A 17,432-nucleotide genomic window follows, 5' to 3' on the forward strand; every position below is an offset into this window, starting at 1 on the left:
ACTATATTATTGTTTGTTGACGCTTGTTTGTTTAGTTTTCAAAGAACAATATTGCCTTCACTGTGAATTTCATTTTACTAGCAAATTCACCGTATCGCATTGAGGCGACTTTTATAATATATCATAACCTCGTATGCTGTGTCAATAATTTTTTTATCCGCCGCCAGCGAACTTTTAAGTTGTTCGTTTCGCAGCGACGGATATTAATATAACAAGATTCCACATAAAGGTCAATACCTTTTTACTTTTTTAAAATAATAATTTCCCCTTCATTAAACAACCTTGTAATATCTATGATACAAACCAGGGCTTTTTGTTTCAACCGGAACAGTTTCAATCATATGCTTTTCAGCGAGGTATTCGAGAAGGACGCTTAAATCAACCGAATAGTGAATGAGTTCCTCATCCTTCATGATTTCCCCGATTGTCCAAGTATCCTTCTTTTTAAGAACACTCAACAGATGGCTCGCCCCCACCTGTGTCCGGGAGTGTATCAGAAATTCACTCGCGAGGAACAAAAGCTCAAGCCGTTTCTCCATTGTCTCTTCGCTTGTAACCAGTTCTTCATAAAGCTTGAACAGCTGTGGGTCAATTTGCTTCACCTGGTTCCATACAGTCAATTCAGGATGGAGGCCGCTTTCGATGACCGCTAGCCGTGCTAGGTGGTGAAGTGAATGGACAACATGATTATAGGCGTCAAGGTATTGGCCATTTTCAAAGAATGCCTTGCCGTCCAAATAGCGGCGGATCAGCTTTGCAAATTCTATTCCCATTTTTATCTTGCGGCCATAAAAAGGAAAGTCCCTGAATTCCGTTAGCAAATTTTTAATGTACTCATTTCTGTCAAAAACAACTTTGGCGCTGTATAGCCATTCGAAAATTTTCCGGTTCGTGCCAAGGAGCATCCACTCCCTTAACTTATCCTCGGTTATTGTATGAAGGGCGGCTTTTTCTTCCTTATAGGAATAATGTTTTATCGTTATTGGTTCTTCTGCTTCATTGACAATCACGAGAAGGATTGCGTCAAAAAAATCGGTGGAAGGGCTGTACTTTTCTTTTTTTTCCACCAATAAAATCCCAAGTGTATTCGATTGGCTGGCCCTTTCCTGGTAAATGGGGCGAAGGATATCTTCCATGGTCTTTCCTCCAAAACATTGATAGCTATAGTTTCGACAATTATTTCTTTTTTTCCTTCCACAAATATAAACCAATTTTCCTTCTTCCTAAAAAGCTTATCCCAAGTTCCGCCAAATGAGCTTGTATGGTATAGTTAAGAATCGGGAGGGAATCGTATGGGGAAGTATTCAAGTAAAATCAATAAAATTCGCACTTTTGCGCTTAGCCTTATTTTCATAGGATTTATTGTCATGTATGGCGGCATCTTTTTCCGGACATCACCGGTTATAATGACAATATTTATGCTTGTCGGCTTTTTATTTATTATCGCGAGTACAATTGTCTACTTTTGGATCGGGATGCTTTCAACAAAAACAATCCAGGTTGTTTGTCCGAATTGCGGAAAACATACGAAAATGCTCGGCAGGGTTGACATGTGCATGTACTGCCGCGAGCCGCTTACTCTTGACCGGGATCTCGAAGGAAAAGAATTCGATGAAACCTATAATAAAAAGAAGCTTTAAAAAACAACGCCCGGATCTGCTGATCCGGGCGTTTAAGTATGGATTTGGAATTAGTGCGCTTCCTTAGCGGAGCATTCAGGGCATTCCCCGTAAATCTCCATCCTGTGGTGGGCGACTTTAAAGCCTGTCACATGGGAAGCGAGATGTTCGACCTCGTCCAGGCCAGGATAATAAAAGTCGACGATTTTATTGCATTTTTCGCAAATGATGTGATAATGTTCGGATGTTTTAAAATCGAACCTGCTTGAAGCATCGCCGTATGTCAATTCCTTGACGAGCCCCACTTCCTTGAAGACGCGGAGGTTATTGTAAACCGTCGCGACGCTCATGTTCGGGAATTTTCCTTCAAGCGCTTTATAAATGTCATCGGCAGTCGGGTGCGACATGGATTGAATTAAATATTCCAGTATTGCATGACGCTGTGGAGTCATTCGTACACCAGTTTCTTTTAAAACTTCCAATGCTTCCTTTAGATGTTGCGGCACCGACATGCACCTCTCTTCTATACATAAATTCTTAAATTATAATTGTTATAATTAGTTTATATGCAAAAGGGCGCATTTGTCAATATGCCTGCTCCGATAGGCCTATATCCAATCACTGCGATTGATGCAATGTTTTTTCCTCCGCCCCAAGCTTCATGTTCACGTATCTGGCCGTCACAAAAAGGAAATCGGAAAGCCTGTTTAAATAAGCGAGCACCAAAGGATTCACTGAATCACCCAATGAAACAGCCGCCCGTTCTGCCCGCCTAGCTACAGTCCTCGCAACATGGAATGCCGCGCCAGCCGGATGGCCGCCCGGAAGGATGAAATTCGTTAGCTGCGGCAGTTTCGCATCCCATTCATCTATCTGTTTTTCCATTATTTCAATATCATCCCCGGAAAGTGACCATTTTACTTCCTTTCCTTCAGGAGTCGCGAGTTCCGCGCCAACATGAAATAGCTGCGTCTGAATCTTGTGGTACACGGCAACGATTTCATCCTTGCCTTCAAAAAATTCATTTTGTAAAAGCGAGAGGGCGAGGCCAATCGCGGAGTTCGTTTCATCACATGTTCCGTAAGCTTCCACCCGCGCATCATCCTTAGAGACCCTGCTTCCATAAATGAGGGATGTCGTTCCTTTATCCCCGGATTTCGTGTAGATCTTCAACCTTAATACCCCCTCGACAAATCAATTACATTTATATAGCTACCGTGGTTATTCCGGTAAGCTTCGAAATTATGCCTGAAAATTTCGAGCGACCGAGGCAGATAGTTTTCCGTAATGCTTGAAATGTGCGGTGTAACTGTAACATTATCCATTTTCCAAAAAGGATGGCCTTTAGGCAGCGGCTCGGTCTGAAAAACATCGAGATAAGCGTGCGCGATAATCCGCTCCTTCATTACTTTAAGAAGAATTTCTTCCTCTACGAGATTCCCCCTGCCAATATTGATGAAGACTGCCGTTTCCTTCATCAACCGGAAATGCTCTTCATTCAGCAAATGGTATGTTTCGTCCGTGCTTGGCAGGACGGAAACGATGAAATCGGCGTCAGGCAGATACGCTTCAATATTTTGAAATGTATCGGTTTGGTCTGCATCTTTATGTTCTCTGCCGCTTCGGTTGATTCCTGTGACCTTCATTCTGAATGCTTTTGCCAGTCTGGCCGTTTCTCCGCCGATGGCGCCAATCCCAAGGACGAGGAGATGCTTTCCGGCAAGTTCGCCGACTTTGACCTTTCTGTCCCATTCTTCCCGTTCTTCATTTCTCCGGATTGCCGGGAACTGCTTGACATGCTGGAGCATCGTGCCGATTGTAAATTCAGCCATCGGGATCTTATGGATTCCCCTAGCGTTAGTCACTAGGATTCCCCGCCTGGCGCAGGCTTCGAATGGCATTTTTTCCATACCTGCCGACATGATCATAATCCATTTCAGCTTTCTAGCTTTTTCAATATAGTCCTCATTTAAATCTTCCCCGTATGTAACGATAATTTCAGCTTCCGGTAGAAAATCCGCTGCTGAACCAATCCTGCTGAAGTGAATCGCAAAATCGGAATATTCTTGGCGAATGCCTTCCTGGACGGTTTCAGGCGGTACGAATGTAAACAATATGTTCATAAAAACACCCCTGTTTTTTCTCAATCATACCATTCCCAGGTGATTTCTTGAAATATTCAAAACGATTGCAAAATAAAAAAAGAGAGCCGGATTATCCGGCTCTAAAGCTATTGATCTGAGGAGGTATGCCCTACTATAACGTATTCGCTTACAGTCAAATTGCATGGACAGTAGCCTTTTCCTGTAAAAATAGGCCTCAGGCGTTTGCCCTGACAAATTCGAGCGCTTCCTCAACATGTCCCTTCACCTTGACTCCGCGCCACTCCTTGGCAATCCTGCCTTCTTTATCAATTACAAACGTGCTTCTTTCGATACCCATATATTCTTTGCCAAAGTTTTTCTTGAGCTTCCAAACGCCAAATGCCTCCGCCACACTGTGGTCCGTATCGGCCAGCAGCAGGAATGGCAAATCGTATTTGTCGATGAATTTCTTATGGCTTTCGACCGGGTCGGGGCTGATGCCGATGACCACTGCATTCACATCTTCGAAACTTTTGTGATAATCGCGGAAATCACATGCCTGCGTCGTGCATCCAGGTGTCATGTCTTTTGGGTAAAAATAAAGGACTACATTCTTCCCCTTGAAATCCTCCAGGCTTACCTGGCTGCCATCCACTGATGAAAGGCTGAAATTCGGTGCTGCTGCTCCTGTCTGGACAGTCATCACATTCACTCCATTCAAAAATGATTCTGCCTTTAGACTAACCAAATAGAAGTATTTGTACAACTTTGATGCCTTTGAGGCCAGGAAATCCAATTCAAAGAGAATTCATTGTCCCCTATTCCCTTTCCAAAACCGCCCTTGCCACAAAAGCGGCTGGAATCGTATAGCCAACAAGTGCTTCGAGGATTGCAATAAACCGGCCAGCGCCAAGAGGCACCACATCGCCATGGCCAACGGAAAAGAGGGTCATGGCGCTAAAATACACGGCCATTCCCGCTTTTTGCAAAAAGCTGACGCCGCCATTACCGTTCGCCTCCGTTATGACCGGTTCAGCATACAGGCCGAATATGAGGTACACCATCCCAAATCCGACCAGGACCGTAAAATATACCATCCCTAGATAGAGGAAGTTTTCAAGCGATAGGAAATTTCCGCCCCTCATCCTGTTTGGAACGAACAATGTCCGAAGGCTCATAAACAAGCAAACCCCCGTCCCGACCATCAGTGCAAAATACAATAGGTCCACCACCCCAAAATTCTTCAGCCACTTTATCCCACTCTTAAGGGACAGTAAGCCCTAAAGGGCAACTGTCCCTAAAGGTCCGATTGGTTCACCTAACCATCAGCGGAAAAACATCGCTGATGGAAGGTTCACTTTATCCTATGCAAACTTGTCCGGGATTAGAGCCGTTATGGAAGCATAATGGCCAACACAATCAAAGAAAAGCAAAAAGCCCGTTTCCGCCTAAAGCGGAAACAGGCCAACGTCATCCTGTTCATATTACCAATCAAACCCTTGTTGCTCCATCTGCTTGCGAAGGCGCTTGATGGCCTGCTGGTGCAGCTGGGAAGCCCTGGATTTATGCACCCCTAGAACGACGCTCACATCCGTTAGGCTCAGGTTTTCATAATAAACAAGCGCGAGGGTAAGCTTTTCCCTTTCAGGCAGAGAGTCGATCATCGAAGCCAAAATCTGTTTGCGTTCCTTTGACTCGACCCACTCATCCTGCCTGACCATTGATTGGTCTTCAACTTGCCGGAGAGGAGCGTCCTCGTCCCGGTCGGACGGCTCGTCCAATGATTCTTGGTTGATGAAGGAAAGCTGCATTTGGGTTTGTTCAAATTCCTGCTGGCTGATGCCGAGATACTTGCTGACTTCCGTTGTTGTCGGCCTGCGCAAATATACCTGTTCCAATTCCTCGACCGCCTTGCGGATTTTCTTTTCTTTCGTTCTTAAAGTACGTGAAACATGGTCCGTCTGCCGAAGCCCATCAAGGATTTCGCCTCTTATTCTTTGTACGGCGTATGTTTCAAACTTCACGCCCTGCCCCGGGTTATATTTCAGCCCCGCATCCCAAAGCCCTGTCATTCCAAAGGAAAACAGTTCACTTTCATCCGCTTTGTCCGATAATTTCCTCTTCATTTGGGATACAACCATATGAACCAATGGAATATATTGATTTAATTCCTTTTCCGCATTCCAAGTCAATATGCTTCCCCCTTTCCATTGATTCCGAGAGTCCATTGTCTTCAAAGTATGTTTAGCCATCATTAGTGCAGTAATTTTGAGAGGCTTCGGATAAAGCCTTTTATGCCGCCGCTTTCCTGCTGATCAGGGATTCCGTTAACAAACCGTTCAGCAAGCTTCTTTAGCATAGCCGAAGCTGGGGAGCGGGGATATTCTAGATAAAATGGCACCTGCTTCAACACCGACTTGGTAACATGGGAGTCATCCGGCATGGCACCGAAGATTTTTAATTCTTTATTTAAAAAGGATTGGACAGCCATCTTGAATTTTCCGGCTGCTTCCATCCCTTCCCTTTGATGTGAAACCCGATTGACAAGAAGGTGGAAAGATAGGGATTTTTTTTGGCTGTGCAGGATTTTAACGACCGAATAGGCATCCGCCATGGAAGTCGGTTCCGGAGTCGTTATCAGGATGATATCATCGGCCGCCAGATGGCATCGCTGCGCTTCGATAGTCAGACCCGCTCCTGTATCTATTAAAATGACATCAGCATAGCCATGAAGTTTTCCGAGCTCTTCGAAAAAATAGTCCCGTTCTTCGCCTGTCATTTGGAAAAGGCTATGGAAGCCTGAACCACCAGCCAAATATTCAAGCCCAAGCGGGCCTTTCTCCAAAACGGACCAAATGCTTTTGCGCTCTCTGATCATGTCCATCAAATTGGCCTTTGGCGCGGCTCCCATTAAAATGTCCAGATTTGCCATCCCGATATCGAGGTCGATGACGACAACTTTTTGCCCGAACTCCATCAGGGACAAGGCAAAGTTCAACGTAAAATTGGATTTTCCGACTCCGCCTTTTCCACTCGCAATCGTTACAACCCTGGAATGTTTCTCTTTTCCGGGCTTGAGGGTATTAGACAATCGCCTTAAATGATACGCCTGGTCCTGCAGCATTCTCTTCGACCCCCAACAATTTTTTCGCCATAAACTCCGCTTCGGCGGGCACAATGTCCTGCGGAACTTCCTGTCCTGTGCAAATAAAGGCTAAAGGGTACGGATAATGGTATGCCATATTGAGGGCTGCCCCGTAACAGGCCGTTTCGTCCCATTTCGTTAAAATCAATTTATCGATAGGGACTGCTTTCATTTGTTCAACGATGTTCTTCATATCTCTCCACCTTGATGTCATGCTTAAAACCAAGTAATTTTCCTGGCGGGTATCGTAACGCAAAAACTGGCTTACTTCATTAATATATTGTTTCTCCAAATAGTTCCGCCCCGCGGTGTCCATGAAGACAACATGGCGGCCTTTCATCGCTTTCATCGCGGTTTCAAGCTCATCTTCCTTCATGACCACTTCAAGAGGGATATTCAGAATATCGGCATAGGTCAAAAGCTGTTCCACCGCCGCGATCCTGAACGTATCCGATGTCAACAAGCCGACCTTCTGTTTTTTCTGGAAGGCGCGGGCGGCGGCCAGTTTGGCAATGGTCGTTGTTTTTCCTACTCCGGTCGGGCCGACTAGCGTGATTAATGACGGCTGGCCCGCGGTGGCGCCTTTTTCAGGTTCAGTCGCCAATCCTTCCCGTAATAGCTCTGTGACGATTTTGAAAACCAGCCTTCCCATCTCTTCCTCACTGGCTTTTTTACCCGTCTGTTCCGCTTTTTTTACGATATACTGGATAACCTCCCGATCGACTTCCTGGTCCTCCAAGTGTTGCACCCACTTATCGAGGGGCCCTGGCGCCTTTTTCTCTTCGGGAGCATTTTTTATCATGGAATGAATGAGGCCCTTCATCTCGGAAATTTCCCTCAGCACTTCCTTTTCCGGGGGAATTTCCGTTTTGGCGGTATCCGCCGCCATAAAGAAATCCATTCGCTGGGACTCATGTTGCGGTTTTTCCTCAGCGGTAGGGGTTTCTTTCGAAATGTCCGCGGCAGCGACAACCTCGACTTGCTTCCTGCCAAACCATCCAAATATGCCTCCTGACCTGATTTCCTTTGAATTCAGGATGAATGCGCTTGTGCCGAGGTCTTTAAAAATAAGCGGATAAGCCTCAGTCAGATTATTGACGATATACGTTTTTATTTTCATGCCTTCACCACTCCAACACTTTTCACTTCAACGGTCGGCTCGAGTTCATTGTAAGATAGGATCGGAATATCATGGAATGCCCGTTCAAGCAGCTGCCGGACATACATCCTGATTCCCGACGATGACAAGATCACCGGGCGGATGCCCATTTCCGCCATTTGCTGGATTGATTCCGTGAATGTCCCAATCAACTGATTCGCGGATTCCGGATCGATTGCCAGAATGTCTCCCTGCTCGGTCCGCTGAATCGATTCAGCAAGCTTTTTCTCGATTCCCGCCCCGACCTGGATCGCATGGATTACCCCATTTTGAACATGCTGGTAGGTCAGCTGGCGGGACAGCGACTGTCTTACATATTCAGTCAGGATATCAGTGTTTTTCGTATAGGACGCATATTCGGCAAGCGCCTCGAAAATAACGGAAAGACTCCTGATCGAAACATTTTCCTTCAACAGCTTTTGAAGAACCTTTTGCACATCCCCAATGCTAAGGACATTCGGGATTAGCTCCTCAATTAGCGAAGGATGCGTTTCCCTCACATGGCTGATCAGCTGGCTCGTTTCTTCCCGGCCCAAAATTTCATGGGCGTATTTTTTAATCGTTTCAGACAGATGGGTACTAATAACGGAAGATGGGTCAATGACCGTGTAACCGAACAATTCAGCCTCTTCCTTCTGATCTTCCGTGATCCACAAGGCGGGTAGCCCGAATGTTGGCTCTGTTGTTTCAACTCCTATGATTCCATGTTCCTCATCAGCCGGGTTAAGCATGAGGAAATGGTCGAGGAGTATTTCTCCACTTGCAACCTGGTTGCCTTTTATTTTTATTACATATTCATTGTGCTGAAGCTGGATATTATCGCGGATGCGGATGACTGGGACGACGAGTCCAAGCTCCATCGCGATCTGCCTGCGGATGGCCACCACCCGGTCTAGCAAATCGCCTCCCTGGTTTGCATCGGCAAGCATGATCAGCCCAATTCCAAATTCGAATTCAATTGGGTCCTCGCGCAAAAGGTTGAAGACGTTTTCCGGCTTCCGAACTTCTTCAAGTTCCTGTTCAACCTGGTGGCCTTCCAGTTCCGTCTCCCCATTCATCTGGCGTTTTTGGATTTTATAGCCGGCGAACGCAAGCAGACCGGCCATCCCCCATGTAAGGATAATCCCGATTGGCGTCAGCAATCCGAGTAGGGCGATGACCCCCGCTACGATGTAAAGAAGGAAAGGGTAGGAAAACATTTGCTTCGACAAGTCGTCTCCAAGGCTTCCTTCCGATGCTGCCCTTGTGACCATGATTCCCATCGCTGTTGAAATGAGCAAAGCGGGAATCTGGCTGACGAGTCCGTCCCCGACCGAGAGAAGTGTATAGGTGCTTGCCGCTTCCGATAAATCCATACCGTGGGTTGTCATGCCGATTGCAAATCCAGCCGTAATATTAATAATCAGGATGATGATCCCGGCAATGGCGTCGCCTTTTACAAACTTGCTGGCCCCGTCCATTGACCCGTAGAAATCCGCTTCCTGTTCAACTTTCTTGCGGCGCGCCCTTGCTTCCTGGTCATTGATCATTCCCGTGTTCAAGTCGGCATCAATGCTCATCTGCTTCCCCGGCATTGCGTCCAGGGTAAACCTGGCCGCAACCTCCGCGACACGTTCCGATCCTTTTGTTATAACAATAAATTGAATGATTACAAGAATAAGAAAAACAATGAATCCAACAACCGGTTTTCCGCCGATGACGAAATTCCCAAATGCTTCAATGACCTTCCCCGCGTGGGCCTTATCGAGAATCGACCTCGTGCTCGATACGTTCAAGGCGAGACGGAACAAGGTGGTCAGCAAGAGAATGGATGGGAAAATTGAAAAATCCAGCGGTTCCTTCGTGTTCATCGTAATCAAAAGGATCATGATGGCCATCGAAAGATTCAATATAAGCAATATATCCAGCATAACTGTTGGTATCGGGATAACCATCATTACTACAATCAGTATGACAGCCACCAGGACACCCAGGTTTTTCATCGTCATTCCGTCACCCTCTACTTGCTTAAAGTTCCTTTAACCCGATAGACGTAGGCCAATACTTCCGCTACTGCCTTGAAAAGTTCTTCCGGTATTTCTTCGCCGACTTCGACCCCCGCGTAGAGCGACCTTGCCAGCGGCTTGTTTTCCATAATGGTTACACGATGTTCTTTGGCTATTTCCCTTATTTTTAAGGCAAGAAAGTCGGTGCCCTTGGCCACAACGACCGGAACGGCCATTTTTCCGGCTTCATAGGCAATCGCAACCGCGTAGTGGGTAGGGTTCGTGACCACTACCTGCGCTTTCGGAACATCCTGCATCATCCTCGCGCTCGCGATTTGCCTTTGCTTTTCCTTGATTTTCTGCTTTATTAACGGATCGCCTTCTGTTTTCTTGTGTTCATCCTTGATGTCCTGTTTTGACATCCGAAGGTTTTTCGCATGCTCATACCTTTGATAAACAAGGTCCGCCACCGCGAGCACCAAATAAACGGACGACACAATCATTCCCATCTTGAAGGTTAGGCTGGCTAACGTTGAAACAACCAAAAACGGATCCATCTGCGGGAGTTTCAGCACGACTCCCCGCTGATTCCAAAGGTACATCCCGGCAACAGACGCGATCAACACAACTTTAAGGATCGACTTTAACAGTTCGACAAGGCTTCTCATTGAAAAAATCCGCTTCGCCCCGGAGATGGGATCGATTTTTTTCAGGTCGAACTTAATCGACTCTCAGGTAATCAAAAAACCTACCTGGGATATGGTTGAAACGATAGCGGCAAGCCAGGCGATAAACACTATCGGCGCCGCAATCAAAACCGCATCGACCAGGATGTTTTTAAAAAGAAGGGCGGTCGATTCTTCAGTTAAATCCCAAAGAAGGCCGTCTGATAACCCGCTCGTGAAAAGTCTGAGTATCCTTGGCCCCGCGAGTTCCCCATAGAAGGACAGGAATGAAAATGATCCCAGCAGCACCAGGGCATTGGATAAATCCGTACTCTTGGCAACCTGGCCTTTTTTCCTGGCATCCTGCTTTTTGCGGGGTGTTGCTTTTTCGGTTTTCTCGGCGAAACACTGCAAATCAAGCCGTAGGAGCATGATGACCTTCCTTTAAGTGCCCAGGATTTTGAAAATACTTTCAATTGAATGGGTCATGGTGCGGATTAGCTTTCCCATTACAAAAAAGAATACGGGCATGGTTATGAATAACACTATATAGTGGACAAGAAGTTTTATCGGGATGCCGACAACAAACAGATTCATCTGCGGCACCATTTTTGAGAGCATGCCAAGCGCGATATCGACCATGAAAATCGTTCCCATGACCGGGGAAGCAATCAAGACAGCTATCCAAAACATGTTTTTCGTAATGGAAATAGACAGTGCCGCCATGCTTCCCGCCGCTCCCGCCGGCAGCCAAAGCTCCGCCGGTATCCATTGGAAACTTGCCACCGCGCCTTTCAAAAGAATATGGTGGCCGTCGACCGACAAAAAGAACAACATCGCCATGGCATAATAGAAACGTCCTGTAATAGGTTCCTGAACCCCCGTCTGGGGATTGAAGAGCGTTGACATCGCAAGCCCGCTCTGAAGGTCGACAAAGCTTCCCGCGAGCTGGATGGCGTAAAGCAGGAAAGCAGTTAGCATGCCGAGGGATATCCCAACCACGGTCTCTTTCAATACAAGCAGAAGGTAGACTGAATCCAAATCCGGTATATGGGCCGGCTCCACTGTCCCCGCAACCATGACGGTTACAAAAAACGCAAACCCGATTTTAAACTGCGGCGGAATTTGCCGATCCCTCCAGACAGGCGCCGCCAGAAAGAAACTGGCCAGCCGGACAAATACCAGGAGCCAAAAAGGTAGATAATTCATCATTTACACATCACTACCCTATATAACTTGTCAGGTTGGACAGGATATTCCTCGTAAAATCCACCAAATGGGTCAGCATCCATGGACCAAAGAAAAGAAGGCTTACAAATACGGCAACGATTTTCGGCGTGAAGGCGAGCGTCTGCTCCTGGATTTGGGTGACCGCCTGGAAGATGCTGACCGCCAATCCGATAACCAGCGCCACCCCCAAAACGGGCGCCAAAATCATCAATGTCAGGTAAATCGAGCTTTGGGCAAGCCCCATGATGCTGTCAGGTGTCATAGCAATTCTCCTTAACTAAAACTAACAAACAATGATTTTACGACCAGATGCCAACCGTCGACAAGGATGAAGAGGAGGATTTTAAACGGCAGGGAAATGAGTGAAGGCGGGACCATCATCATCCCCATCGCCATTAAAACGCTGGCAACGATCATATCAATTATGATAAATGGAATAAAAATCAAAAAACCCATCTGGAAAGCTGTTTTCAATTCGCTAATGGCGAATGCCGGGACAAGGGATGTAAGGGGTATATCCTCGATGCTGTCAATCTTTCCTGTATCCCTGTATTCAAGAAAAAGCTTAAGGTCGGTTTCCCTCGTTTGCTTTGCCATAAAGACCTTAATTGGGCCGGACGCTTTTTCGAACGCCTCTTCCTGGGGCATGTCTCCGGCCAAAAAAGGCTGAAATGCTTCCTTGTTGATTTCCTGGAATGTCGGCCCCATGATGAAAAACGTCAAAATCATGCTCAGGCCCATGATGACCTGTGCGGGCGGCATAGTCTGCGTCCCAATCGCGGTCCTAACGAAGGACAGGACAATCGCGATCCTCGTAAATGAGGTCATCAACAACAGAATGCTCGGCGCCACCGAGAGGACGGTCAGCATAAGCAAAAGTTTTATGGAAGTCGCGGCGCCGTCCTCGGCCCCTGATCCGCCTATCTCCAAATTGATTCCTGGAATTGGTGTCTGAGCAAAAGCAGTATGCTGAACCAGAAAAAATAGGCACGGGACGAGAATAGCAGCTTTTTTAAAAATTCCTGTTGTATTCATTTTTCGCCGTTCCCCTTGCCTGAATTTGGCTTCCCATCCTTCAGCTGTTTAAGAAGGAGTTCATTCCATTTTTCCTGTGATGTCTTTTTCAGCTTCGCTCCCCAATCAGCAATCGGGTCGCCCTGTTTTTCGGCCACCATTTCAAGCAGGCGTTTTTGTTCCTCACCGGGAGGAACCATCCTTAACAGATTGATAGATTCTCCGACCCCTAGAATGTAGAGCGTGTCCCCTACCATCAATAACTGGACAGAACGGTTGTTGCCAAGGGAATGCCCTCCGATCCCATGGAAGGGCCCTCCCTGGTTAAACTGATTCGTCTTTTTTGAAAGGTACCTTAATACGAAATAAAGAAGGGCTATTATTAATAAGAAAGAAAAGATAAATTTCAAAGCATATGGAAGCACGGATGTTTCTTCCGGCTCATTTATTTGAACACTTTCATTATTTTCATCGTTAGATTTCTTTTCCAACACATCATAAATGCTTTTTTCCTTGGCTGATGCTTGGCTTAACGGCACAAGCAGGAAGAGCAGGCCCGCTGCCAGCAATAAAATCGTTTTTCTCCAACTCACAAGTCCTGATCCTCTCACCTGATCTTTTTCTCTTTATCACGTTCTGAAATGACTTCGGTTATCCTTACTGCAAATTTGTCATCCATTACGACGACTTCACCTGTGGCAATCCGCTGATTGTTTACCAATACATCGACATATTCTCCGGCCAGCTTGTTCAGGCCGACGACCGAGCCTTTCTTGAGCTCGAGTATTTCCCTTACCGTTTTTGTCGTCCTTCCAAGTTCGAATCCCAATTGAAGCGAGACATCGGTAAGCATTTTGATTTCATTATTTCCCGCGGCAGCCTGAGGCTGTTCAATGATCGGCGAGAATTGGACTGATTGAACAGAGCCGTATTGGCCTTTTCTTTTTTCCGCCATGCTCCTTTTCTCCTTTCGCCCATGGGCCTTGCCCAACCTGAATCAGGCTTCCCCTTTTTCTTATAAAGATAGTCTTTGGTGATAATGCCGGATAGCGGCTATTTCATCTAGCGAATCCTGTTCGATTTTTTTCTGTTGTTCCATGTATGAATCCAATGACTTTTCCCGGAGGAGATGCCAGGTTTTTTCTTCCTTTTGCTTTAAAAGAAGCTCTTCCTTCTGTTCGGCAATATCCTGTTCGACTGCCTTTAATTCCGCTTCCAATCGGGTGATTTTCAAATCAAGGAAATCAAGGTATTCATTTTGCTGGAGGATATCCGAAATGAAAGTGCCCCCCTCGACCTGCTCCCATTGGGAGATGCAATCATGCCGCTTTTGCGCGAGGGAATGGAGCTCCTTCTCGATTCCTTCTTTTTTGATTATCAGTAAACCCATCTCGGATAAGGAAAGGTCCTTCTCCCTTTCTTTAAGCGAAAGAATATGCTCGTATGGAAAATGGAACGTCATTGGCTATTCACCCCGAATTGATATAGTAGCTGATTGATCGTCGAATCCATGCTTGAGTTTTCATCGGTCCCCTGTTTAAGGAAACCGTCGATCCAGCCTTTTACATCGATGGCCTGATCGATTTCGCGGTCCGTTCCCCGTTTATAGGCGCCAATCTGGATTAAATCCTCCGCCTTCCGGTAAACGCTCATATGCTTTTTTAACGTTTCAGCGGCGCTCAGATGTTCCTTGCCGACAATATCTTTCATGACGCGGCTGATGCTTGATAAAATGTCAATGGCGGGATAAATGCCTTTTTGGGCAATCTTCCTGTCAAGTACGATATGACCATCCAAAATACCCCTGACCGTGTCAGCGATTGGCTCATTCATGTCATCCCCATCAACAAGAACTGTATAAAACGCGGTGATGCTCCCGTTTGCGTTTGTACCCGCCCGTTCGAGAAGGCGCGGCAGCAAGGCGAATACAGAAGGTGTGTAACCCTTTGTTGTCGGAGGCTCGCCAATCGCCAGCCCGATTTCACGCTGGGCCATTGCGAACCGTGTGACCGAATCGAGCATAAGATTTACATTCATTCCCTGGTCGCGGAAAAATTCGGCGACGGCTGTCGCGATCATCGCGCCTTTTATCCTGATCAGCGCTGGCTGGTCGGAAGTCGCGACAATAACCACAGATCTTTTAAGCCCTTCTTCGCCGAGGTCACGCTCGATGAAATCAAGCACTTCCCTTCCCCTTTCGCCAATCAGGCCGATGACATTCACATCCGCTTCCGTGTTCCTGGCGATCATGCCAAGAAGCGTGCTTTTTCCGACCCCGCTTCCTGCGAAAACCCCGACCCTTTGCCCCTTCCCAACAGTCATCAGGCCATCGATCGACCGGATTCCGACACTTAAAGGCTCGGCGATTCGCGGCCTTGCCAATGGATTAGGCGGCAGGTTGTCCGCGCCCGCTTCAAGGAGTCCGGATGGAAGGCCGCTGCCGTCCATCGGATTGCCAAGTCCGTCAAGCACTTTTCCAAGCAGGTCCATCCCTACCTTTACAGTCAGTGGCTTCCCTGTCGAGACGACATCGCAGCCGGGCGCGATTGAGTGGAGTACATCGAGCGGCATCAGTAAAACTTTGTGGTCCCGGAAGCCGACGACTTCGGCTTTAATTGGCTTATTCTGCTGGGGAGAGTAAATATGGCAAATGTCCCCCAACTTGACATCCGGGCCTTGCGACTCGATGGTCAAGCCAATGACCTGGGTCACTTTGCCGTTCATTTTAATTGGGTTGACTGTTTCAAGAACATCCCGATATGCTTTAATATCCCATCTACTCACTTGTCCTGACCTCCTGCTGATAGGAAAGGAGTGCTTTTTTAATCTCGCTTAGCTGCATATCAAGGCGGGCGTCAATGCTTCCGGATGACGTCCGGATAATGCAGCCCCCCTGTTCGACTGAGTAATCGGGAAAGATTTTAACTTCGACTTGTCCATTGTCGACTGCCAAAAGCTGTTTTCTTTGCTTTTGGACAAAAGGGAAATCCTCCGGCGCCACGCCGATTGAAAAGGCGTCTGTCTCGTATACATCGGCAAGTGTTTGTTTGATCAGGCCAATAAGTACGTCCGGGGCTGTATGCAGCTCCTGCTGGAGGACTTTTTTCGCGATATCAATCGCCAGTTCGATCACAAAAGGCTCAGCTTCCCGTATTAACTGTTCCTTCTCTTGATAGGCCAAATCCAAAATTGATGCAGCTTTCTGAAGTTCCGATATAAATTGTGCCTTTGCATCGTTTCTTCCATCCTCAATCCCAAGCTGGTAGCCTTCCTGATAGCCGCGCCTTTTTTCTTCCTCCAGCTGAATCAGGAACCTTTCGCGCTCACTGCTTATCCATTCTTCCAGTTCAATTCTGGTGTCTTCCCTCTGCTTTTCAAGTTCAAGCGAGATATCCTCGAACACAGCCTCGGGCTGTGCCGTCGCTTCCGGTTCCGTAGAATGACCCATAGGAACGGGAGCGGGAATTCCAACAACAATCCGGGATGTTTCCGTTTTGACATTGAATGATTTAAGAAGTCTAGAAGACAAGGTCTTTTGCCCCATTTCGAGAAATGATGATTGTTCCTTCCTCTTCCAGCTTCCTTATGACAGACACAATCCGGCCCTGCGCATCTTCGACATCCTTCAGGCGCACCGGTTCTGTCGAAGATAGCTCTTCCATGAGGCTCTCCTCACGGCGCTTGGAAATATTCCGGAAGATTGTATCCTTGACTCCTTGTGACGCTGCGCGCAGCGCGAGCGGAAGATCCTGGTTCTGGACATCCATAAGGATACGCTGGATCGAGCGGTTATCCAGATAGGCAATATCGTCAAACACAAACATCCTTTGCTTGATTTCATTGGCTAGCTCCGGCTCTTCCTCCTGCAGCGTGTCAAGGATGTTCTTTTCCGTACCTCGGTCAACGCTGCTCAGGATGCTGACAATGGAGTCGATTCCATTTTGCGCGTCATGCATTTGCGAGCTGGTCATGTTCAGCTTCTCCTCTAAAACCTCTTCGACCTGCTGGACAATAATCGGCGAGGCCGTATCCATCATCGCGATCCGCATCGCAATTTCGATCTGCCGTTCGGATGGGAAAGCCGACAGTGTCGCGGCTGCCTTCTCAGGATCAAGATAGGACAGGACGAGAGCGATTGTCTGTGCATTTTCGTACTGGAGCAGATTGAAAATCTGCATCTGCTCGACATTTTGGATAAATTTGAACGGCTTGTCATCGGCGCTGCCGTCCATCCGCTTCAGGAAGCCCGCCGCCTTATCGGGGCCAAACGTCCGTTTAAGCAGGTCGGTCGCAATATCGATCCCGCCATAAGATACAAGGTTCGCGTCAACGGCAAGCTGGTGGAATTCTTTCATGATTTGATCCTTTACATTAGATGTCACCTTGCGAAGGCTGGTAATTTCCTTTGTAATCGCCTCAATCTCTTTTTCATCCAGGTTTTTCATGATTCCCGCCGAGACGTCCGGCCCTACTGAAAGCAGTAAGATGGCTGCCTTCTGTGTATTTGTGTACTTTTCCATCTTATCGCCCC

General features: G+C 47.1%; 20 protein-coding genes and 1 pseudogene. 1 reads left to right on the plus strand and 20 read right to left on the minus strand.

Annotation, left to right across the window (positions count from 1 at the left end; genetic code table 11):
- Positions 1 to 272: 272 nt before the first annotated feature.
- A complete protein-coding gene (locus DRW41_RS14855) occupies positions 273 to 1,136 on the minus strand; it encodes a nucleotidyltransferase-like protein (RefSeq protein WP_115452804.1) in 864 nt (287 codons plus the stop codon).
- 156 nt (positions 1,137 to 1,292) lie between these two features.
- Here DRW41_RS14855 and DRW41_RS14860 point away from each other — a divergent pair, with 156 nt between their 5' ends.
- Positions 1,293 to 1,640 (plus strand): YgzB family protein, encoded by a 348-nt coding sequence (locus tag DRW41_RS14860; RefSeq protein ID WP_115452805.1) that lies wholly within the window; start codon positions 1,293 to 1,295, stop codon positions 1,638 to 1,640.
- Positions 1,641 to 1,690: 50 nt separating this feature from the next.
- On the opposite strand, the gene perR is transcribed toward DRW41_RS14860, so the two are convergent.
- The 19 genes and pseudogenes from perR to fliG form a co-directional block, all read right to left on the minus strand.
- Positions 1,691 to 2,131, minus strand: a complete 441-nt coding sequence (gene perR, locus DRW41_RS14865; protein ID WP_115452806.1) for a peroxide-responsive transcriptional repressor PerR — start codon at positions 2,129 to 2,131, stop codon at positions 1,691 to 1,693.
- 106 nt (positions 2,132 to 2,237) lie between these two features.
- Positions 2,238 to 2,792 (minus strand): cob(I)yrinic acid a,c-diamide adenosyltransferase, encoded by a 555-nt coding sequence (locus DRW41_RS14870; protein WP_115452807.1) that lies wholly within the window; start codon positions 2,790 to 2,792, stop codon positions 2,238 to 2,240.
- A 2-nt stretch (positions 2,793 to 2,794) separates the two neighbouring features.
- Entirely contained in the window at positions 2,795 to 3,742 is a 948-nt protein-coding gene (locus DRW41_RS14875; protein WP_115452808.1) for a D-2-hydroxyacid dehydrogenase, read from the minus strand.
- Between the two features lie 196 nt (positions 3,743 to 3,938).
- The gene (gene bcp, locus DRW41_RS14880) at positions 3,939 to 4,406 is read right to left on the minus strand and encodes a thioredoxin-dependent thiol peroxidase (protein WP_115452809.1); all 468 of its coding nucleotides are present in this window, start codon (positions 4,404 to 4,406) and stop codon (positions 3,939 to 3,941) included.
- 115 nt (positions 4,407 to 4,521) lie between these two features.
- Positions 4,522 to 4,932: a potassium channel family protein gene (locus DRW41_RS14885; RefSeq protein WP_245959454.1), complete on the minus strand. Its 411-nt coding sequence runs from the start codon at positions 4,930 to 4,932 to the stop codon at positions 4,522 to 4,524.
- 255 nt (positions 4,933 to 5,187) lie between these two features.
- A complete protein-coding gene (locus DRW41_RS14890; RefSeq protein ID WP_181884569.1) occupies positions 5,188 to 5,895 on the minus strand; it encodes a sigma-70 family RNA polymerase sigma factor in 708 nt (235 codons plus the stop codon).
- Positions 5,896 to 5,957: 62 nt separating this feature from the next.
- Positions 5,958 to 6,827, minus strand: coding sequence for a MinD/ParA family protein (locus DRW41_RS14895; RefSeq protein ID WP_115452811.1), 870 nt, complete (start codon positions 6,825 to 6,827; stop codon positions 5,958 to 5,960).
- On the minus strand, positions 6,787 to 7,968 hold the full coding sequence (flhF, locus tag DRW41_RS14900; protein ID WP_115452812.1) for a flagellar biosynthesis GTPase FlhF: 1,182 nt from the start codon (positions 7,966 to 7,968) through the stop codon (positions 6,787 to 6,789). Before flhF ends, DRW41_RS14895 begins: the two co-directional genes overlap by 41 nt.
- Entirely contained in the window at positions 7,965 to 9,995 is a 2,031-nt protein-coding gene (gene flhA / locus DRW41_RS14905) for a flagellar biosynthesis protein FlhA (protein WP_115452813.1), read from the minus strand. The genes flhF and flhA overlap by 4 nt, the downstream gene beginning before the upstream one ends.
- 11 nt (positions 9,996 to 10,006) lie before the next feature.
- A pseudogene (gene flhB / locus DRW41_RS14910) lies at positions 10,007 to 11,089 on the minus strand (flagellar biosynthesis protein FlhB).
- Between the two features lie 12 nt (positions 11,090 to 11,101).
- Positions 11,102 to 11,866, minus strand: a complete 765-nt coding sequence (gene fliR, locus DRW41_RS14915) for a flagellar biosynthetic protein FliR (RefSeq protein ID WP_181884570.1) — start codon at positions 11,864 to 11,866, stop codon at positions 11,102 to 11,104.
- Positions 11,867 to 11,879: 13 nt separating this feature from the next.
- Positions 11,880 to 12,149 carry a flagellar biosynthesis protein FliQ gene (fliQ, locus tag DRW41_RS14920; RefSeq protein WP_115452815.1) on the minus strand — a complete coding sequence of 90 codons (270 nt, stop codon included), beginning with the start codon at positions 12,147 to 12,149 and terminating at the stop codon, positions 11,880 to 11,882.
- 11 nt (positions 12,150 to 12,160) lie between these two features.
- Positions 12,161 to 12,922 carry a flagellar type III secretion system pore protein FliP gene (gene fliP / locus DRW41_RS14925; protein ID WP_115452816.1) on the minus strand — a complete coding sequence of 254 codons (762 nt, stop codon included), beginning with the start codon at positions 12,920 to 12,922 and terminating at the stop codon, positions 12,161 to 12,163.
- A complete protein-coding gene (locus DRW41_RS14930) occupies positions 12,919 to 13,494 on the minus strand; it encodes a flagellar biosynthetic protein FliO (RefSeq protein WP_181884571.1) in 576 nt (191 codons plus the stop codon). The genes fliP and DRW41_RS14930 overlap by 4 nt, the downstream gene beginning before the upstream one ends.
- 14 nt (positions 13,495 to 13,508) lie before the next feature.
- Entirely contained in the window at positions 13,509 to 13,856 is a 348-nt protein-coding gene (gene fliN, locus DRW41_RS14935) for a flagellar motor switch protein FliN (protein ID WP_115452818.1), read from the minus strand.
- Between the two features lie 60 nt (positions 13,857 to 13,916).
- Complete coding sequence (fliJ, locus tag DRW41_RS14940; RefSeq protein WP_115452819.1) at positions 13,917 to 14,363, minus strand: flagellar export protein FliJ; 447 nt, start codon at positions 14,361 to 14,363, stop codon at positions 13,917 to 13,919.
- Positions 14,360 to 15,685 (minus strand): flagellar protein export ATPase FliI, encoded by a 1,326-nt coding sequence (fliI, locus tag DRW41_RS14945; protein ID WP_115452820.1) that lies wholly within the window; start codon positions 15,683 to 15,685, stop codon positions 14,360 to 14,362. The genes fliJ and fliI overlap by 4 nt, the downstream gene beginning before the upstream one ends.
- Positions 15,678 to 16,349, minus strand: coding sequence for a FliH/SctL family protein (locus tag DRW41_RS14950; protein WP_181884572.1), 672 nt, complete (start codon positions 16,347 to 16,349; stop codon positions 15,678 to 15,680). Before DRW41_RS14950 ends, fliI begins: the two co-directional genes overlap by 8 nt.
- A 70-nt stretch (positions 16,350 to 16,419) precedes the next feature.
- Positions 16,420 to 17,421 carry a flagellar motor switch protein FliG gene (fliG, locus tag DRW41_RS14955; RefSeq protein ID WP_115452822.1) on the minus strand — a complete coding sequence of 334 codons (1,002 nt, stop codon included), beginning with the start codon at positions 17,419 to 17,421 and terminating at the stop codon, positions 16,420 to 16,422.
- Positions 17,422 to 17,432 lie beyond the last annotated feature (11 nt).

This window comes from Neobacillus piezotolerans, from assembly GCF_003362805.1.
GTDB classification, from domain to species: Bacteria; Bacillota; Bacilli; order Bacillales; family Cytobacillaceae; genus Bacillus_D; species Bacillus_D piezotolerans.